This is a genomic window from candidate division KSB1 bacterium, from assembly GCA_022562085.1.
Taxonomy (GTDB): Bacteria; Zhuqueibacterota; Zhuqueibacteria; order Oceanimicrobiales; family Oceanimicrobiaceae; genus Oceanimicrobium.
The window spans coordinates 1-5,626 of sequence record JADFPY010000307.1 but is presented as its reverse complement, the minus strand read 5'-3'; the positions used below and the strand labels follow the sequence as shown (position 1 = coordinate 5,626).

General features: G+C 40.7%; 8 protein-coding genes. 3 read left to right on the top strand and 5 right to left on the bottom strand.

Going from position 1 to position 5,626, the window contains the following annotated elements:
* Both IH879_18825 and IH879_18820 read left to right on the top strand, forming a co-directional pair.
* Window positions 1-535 (top strand): GDP-mannose 4,6-dehydratase (locus IH879_18825; protein ID MCH7676980.1); only part of this gene is annotated, 535 nt, incomplete at its 5' end.
* Window position 536: 1 nt separating this feature from the next.
* Window positions 537-767, top strand: coding sequence for a hypothetical protein (locus IH879_18820; GenBank protein MCH7676979.1), 231 nt, complete (start codon window positions 537-539; stop codon window positions 765-767).
* Window positions 768-920: 153 nt separating this feature from the next.
* Here IH879_18820 and IH879_18815 read toward each other — a convergent pair whose 3' ends face one another.
* From IH879_18815 to IH879_18795, 5 genes are all read right to left on the bottom strand, one after another.
* Entirely contained in the window at window positions 921-1,901 is a 981-nt protein-coding gene (locus tag IH879_18815; protein ID MCH7676978.1) for a T9SS type A sorting domain-containing protein, read from the bottom strand.
* 137 nt (window positions 1,902-2,038) lie between these two features.
* Entirely contained in the window at window positions 2,039-2,539 is a 501-nt protein-coding gene (locus IH879_18810) for a class IV adenylate cyclase (GenBank protein ID MCH7676977.1), read from the bottom strand.
* 181 nt (window positions 2,540-2,720) lie between these two features.
* Window positions 2,721-3,611, bottom strand: coding sequence for a histone deacetylase (locus tag IH879_18805; protein ID MCH7676976.1), 891 nt, complete (start codon window positions 3,609-3,611; stop codon window positions 2,721-2,723).
* Window positions 3,611-4,246, bottom strand: a complete 636-nt coding sequence (gene queE, locus IH879_18800; protein MCH7676975.1) for a 7-carboxy-7-deazaguanine synthase QueE — start codon at window positions 4,244-4,246, stop codon at window positions 3,611-3,613. The genes IH879_18805 and queE overlap by 1 nt, the downstream gene beginning before the upstream one ends.
* Window positions 4,247-4,332: 86 nt before the next feature.
* A complete protein-coding gene (locus IH879_18795; protein MCH7676974.1) occupies window positions 4,333-4,941 on the bottom strand; it encodes a YigZ family protein in 609 nt (202 codons plus the stop codon).
* Between the two features lie 266 nt (window positions 4,942-5,207).
* Here IH879_18795 and IH879_18790 point away from each other — a divergent pair.
* Window positions 5,208-5,626: hypothetical protein (locus IH879_18790; protein ID MCH7676973.1), on the top strand; the 419-nt coding region annotated here is incomplete at its 3' end.

Sequence of the window (5,626 nt, the reverse complement as noted above, 5' to 3'; positions counted from 1 at the left end):
CTATTGGGGCAATGTCAATCCTGTGGGCCCTAGGGGCTGTTATGATGAAGCAAAAAGATTTTCAGAAGCGCTTGTCATGGCTTATCATAGGATACATAAAATTGATGTTAGAATAGCTAGGATCTTTAACACTTATGGCCCGAGGATGAGAAAAAATGACGGAAGAGCGGTTCCAAATTTTATAAATCAGGCATTGAACAATAAGCCCATTACTGTTTATGGGGATGGAAAACAGACAAGAAGCTTCTGCTACATTGAGGATTTAATAAATGGAATCTATAATTTAATGATGTCTAATATAAATGACCCTGTAAATTTAGGAAATCCTGATGAGCATACAATAAAAGAGATTGCAGAACTTATAAAAAAATTAACAAAAAGTAAGAGTAATATCATATTCAAAAAATTGCCTATAGATGATCCTCATGTTAGATGTCCTGATATAAGCAAGGCAAAGAGAGAACTTGGATGGGAGTCTAAAGTGGGATTGAGAGAAGGTCTTACAAAAACTATTGAATGGTTTAAGAATAATTAAAATGAAGAAAAAAGAAAAAATAAGTAAAGTTGTTTATAGTACACTGATTGTAGACTTATTCCATTACGGGCATTTGCAATCACTTAAATTTGCAAATTCCCAAGGTGATTATCATATCTGCGGTGTTTTGACTGATAAAGCTAGAGAAAAGCATCACGTATTGCATCATACCAAAAAGACAGTGATTCACAACCTTGGCACCACTGAGAAATGCATGGGAGCGTATGCCTAACATTCATTTCAACTTGGACAAAACCGCACCCCCAATTTTCTAAAGCCGAAGTTTCCGCGCGGTTTGGCGGTTAAATAGCTTTATACTTAAAAAAGAAAAAGCCACTCTCACTTATTGAAAGCGGCTTTCCACTATTTGTGTAATTAATGAATCTTACTTCAGCAAAGTCATCTTCTTAACTTCCCTAAAGCTGCCCGCGGCAATTTTATAAAAATAAATTCCGTTGGGTAAATTTGCAGCATCAAACTGTACGTCATAGCTGCCGGAAGAATAAGAAACTTCATCGAGCAAAGTTGCCACCACCTGGCCCAGTAGATTATGAACCGTTAAGGTGACCTTTGAACTTTGCGGCAGTGAAAAAGAAAGTCGCGTGGAAGGATTAAACGGATTCGGGTAATTCTGCTTGAGGACAAATTCAGACGGGAATTCGGGACTCTCGGATACACTCGTGATCAAACCGGCTACGTCCACCAGGTCCAAAAACAAGGCATCCCCCTCAATCGCATTATCCTGCACATGCTCCCGAAAAGCGATAAAAATATCTGAGCCGGAATCCACATAGTCTGTTATTCCAAAACTATATTGTGTCCATTCATTGCTGCTGCTTGAGTCCTTAAAAACAAGAGTTGTAACCAGGGTGTCGGTGGTATCCGCAGTGGTAAAAGCAATCGTATCGACTGCAGTCGAAAACCAGACATCTAAATTATCGCTAAATTTTTGAAAATATTTCAAGTAAAATTTTAGTGAATCCCCGGCTTGCACACTTTGAATCTGGGGTGTAATTAACCACTGGTCGGTTGGCTGTCCGGTGCTGAGAACGCTGTCGGCATCCCCGGTCCGCCAGGAAGCCATCGCAACAGCGCCTCCGCCACCTGGTGGTCCGTCCACCGCCGGCGCGTTTTGAAATCCGGGAACATCTGAGCCTATGACAATTCTTTGCCACCCGGCCCCGCCATGGTTGGTAATTTTGCTCCAGCCATTCGGCGGAAATTCAGCGCCTTCAAAAGATTCTATTGCTGCATTACCGAAGATTGCCGGTATAAAGTCGGCAGATTTAGCGCTTTCTGCTTTGGAGCGGCTCCAGTCAACTCTTTCCTGGCCTGAAAGGATTAGAGGCGTTACTATTAGTGACATAATCAACATTAATTTAATAACAAATCCGTACATGTCATCTCCCTGTTTGTTCATCAGTTGCGGTAATTTAATCAATGAAACGCTTCAAACCAATAAATTTCTCCATTTTTAGCATAATTTAACACTGATTAATTTAATTAAACTAAATCAGAATAGGAGACTTCGATCAAATCGTGATTCCGAATCTCAAATTGCGAAACCAGCCAATCAACTTTCTCTCTAATTTTGCTTCTATCAGATTCGGGAGAAACGACTCCCTCAAATTCAAGAAAATTTCCTAAACTCTTAACTTTATCCAAATGAACCCTCACTTCATCAAAGAGATAAACCTCTCTTTGTTTTTCCACGCTCTTCCATATTCCCAGGGCAGCGGCCAGAATTTCCTTCAGTTGTTTCGGAGTTTCTACCGGATAAATATGGTATTCGCTTGTCTTCGGCCCGGCTTCGTTTGGACGCACATAATAAATGAGTTGGCTAACACCAGTAGAAATTTCGCGTAATTTGAGTCGTCCTTTTTTTACAAAGAAGTAAGTGTCCAGTTGATGAATCGAGCTTTCAAAATTAGCACCGACTTTTCTCGCGATATTTTCGGCTCGATCTAAATCCTCATATTTTGCTTTGATTTCGATGTTTTGCATAGGAAAAGAAATTTAATCAGGCTTTTAGCGGCACGATTTCCTACGGTCTTTGCGAGCGTTTCTCAAGCGAAGCAATCTCCGATTTAGCTAATCCTGAGATGCCTCGGCACAGACCCTGTCCTGAGCAAGCCGAAGGGAACGCCCCGCAAAGACGGGCTAAATTAGACTTCTCGGTCAAACACTATTTAAATATTTCTAACGCTCTCTTGCACGTATTAAAATGAATTTGTACCGTATCTTCAGTGTTAACTGCATATCCACCTCCTAACGTGACAGCTAGCGGAATGTTCCGGCCTTTACATTCTTCAAAAAGAAATTGATCCCGCTGTTTTAATCCGGAAATTGTGAGGGATAAATTGCCAAGCTGGTCATTTTTATATGGGTCTGCACCTGCTTGATATAAAACCAAATCCGGATTAAACTCATCTAAAATGCCGGGAATCGAACTTTGTAAATGCCGCAGGTATTCTGCATCGGTTGTGCCTATTGGTAAATGAATATCCAAGTCACTCTTTTGTTTAACCGGGTACAAATCCCGTTGATGGATCGAAAAAGTGAAAACACTTTGATCACATTGAAAAATCAGTGCTGTGCCATTACCCTGGTGCAAATCACAATCGATTATTGCAACTTTTTCTAGAAGCCCTTCTTTTTGAATCGCCTTAGCTGCAACAGCTAAATCGTTCACATAACAAAACCCTTCAGCTTTATCTGCAAATGCATGGTGAAAACCGCCGCTTAAATGAACGGCCCAGCTCTTTTTAAGCGCTTCCCGGCAGGCTAAAATAGTACCGCCGGCCGCCAATTTAAACAAATCGATGATTTCTTTTGAGATTGGTAACTCGGAGGTAGACGTGCGTTCCGTCCAGGCGCAATCGGCAAGATCTTGCAAATACTCAGGAGTATGAATCAGAAGCAGCTCCGCATCGGTCGCTGAGGCAGGCTCGAGAAAATCCGAATCATTTAGACCGGCTTCCTCGATTAATTTCTCGAACACCTGTTGATATTTTAGTATCGGGAAGACGTGAAATCCGATGTCGGCGTAATATCGATTCGAATAAATAAATGACATCAAACTCCTTTTGTTTCCGGAGACCAGATGAATTTATGCAGTTGTAATTGGTAGCGAACGTTTAATTTATCCCGCAAAATCCACTGTGCTAAATCCTTCGGATCCAATTCGCCCCAAACCGGCGAAAACAAAATCCTCACTCGACTCTCAAGATTGTGCTTTTTGACCGCCTGCACAGACCAGTCGTAATCTTGCCGATCCTTGATGACGAACTTTACTTCGTCTTCAGGAGTTAAGTGCTCCAAATTTTGCCAGCGGTTCCGGTGCGATTCCCCGCTCCCCGGGCATTTGAGATCCATAATTTTGATGACTCGTTTATCGAGTACTGAAATATCTCTCTCACCGGAAGTTTCAACGAGCACGGTCTGTTTTTTGTCTAGTAAACGACGTGCTAATTCCGGTACTTCTTTTTGCAACAACGGCTCGCCCCCCGTGATTTCTACCAACTTGCAATTATAACTTTCAACCTGTTTGACGATCTCATCAAGCGACATCTTTTGCCCGCCATAAAAGGAATATTCCGTATCGCACCAGACACAGCGCAAATTGCAGCCGGTGGTGCGAACGAAAACACAGGGCAATCCCGCAAACCTGGACTCGCCTTGAATTGAATGATAAATTTCGGTTATCTGCATGAAAAACCACTAATTTCACGAATTTACACAAATGAAATTTAGAGATTATTTTGGCATGAAACAAGGACTTTAAAAAAATGGAAAACTCAGCTCACTTTTTCAACAATAATTTTTCCGCTGGTGGCATTTTGCAGTTCATTTCTAAAATCGATTTCATCGGAGGTTTTGAGCTGAACGCGGTAGACTGTTTGCTCATCAAATTGAGTTTCCAAAATATTTCCTCCAAATTTGTTAATCAAGTGCTGAGCCGCATTTGTGTATTCATAAGGAAATTTTAATCGCAAGATAATTTGAGGATATTTTGCAACTATCTTTGCTTTATTCAGAGCCTCCAGCGCCGCGGAATTATAGGCTCGAATTAAACCGCCTGTTCCAAGTTTGGTGCCGCCAAAATATCGGGTGACAACCAGGGCAATGTTGGTCAAATCTTTTGTTTCAATGGCTTGCAGGATGGGTCGTCCGGCGGTACCCGAAGGTTCACCATCATCTGAAAAGCGAAAAAGCGCTTGATCACCCATTCCTGTTTTATAAGCAAAACAATTATGCGTGGCCTCTTTAAACCGAGCTGAAATTGTGGAAATATACTTTTCTGCCTCTTCTTTTTCAGCAACAGGAGCTGCATTTGCAATGAATTTTGAGCCTTTTACAACTAACCCCGCGCTAACTTCCGACTCGATTGAAAAATATTTGCTCATATAACCTCAGTCGGATTCCTAATTAAAAGAACAACCTATAAACAAAAAGGAGAAGCTGCCTGCTTCTCCCTAAAAAGAAAAATAATAAACAATCCTCCGAACATAGCAATGAGTGCACCGAAGGCCGTAGACACAAACACCGCAAAAATAAGCAAGACAAGAGAGCGATGAGAGAAAAAGATAGAATATTTGCACAACTCAGGAAGCTCAAAAAATATCACAAGATAGAATAATTTTATACAAATGGAAAAGAGGTATTTTCAAAGATGAAAGAGGGGGAAAAAATTTTAGAGAAAGAAATCAAGATAAGTGATGAGTTAGAACCAGATGAAGTTATTATAACTAGTACTGAAATAACATTTGCTATAGCTAATAGCATCTCTGTCTCTTGGACTGCTACTAGACAGGAAGATGCTATAAGTCCTGATAATAAGTATTATGTAAAGATTGGTAGTAGAGAATCTCCATTGTTAACAGTGAATGTTGCTATTATTGATGGGGATAGAGATGGTGATGGTATTTTAAATGATGTAGATGATTGTCCAAATACAGCAGCAGGAACCATAGTAGATAGTAGCGGTTGTGCCATATTTACATTGCCAGTTGATAATTTTACAATTGGAGCTTATGGGGAAAGTTGTCCGAATACGGAAAATGGAAAAATTGAAATATCTGTAAAAGAGGA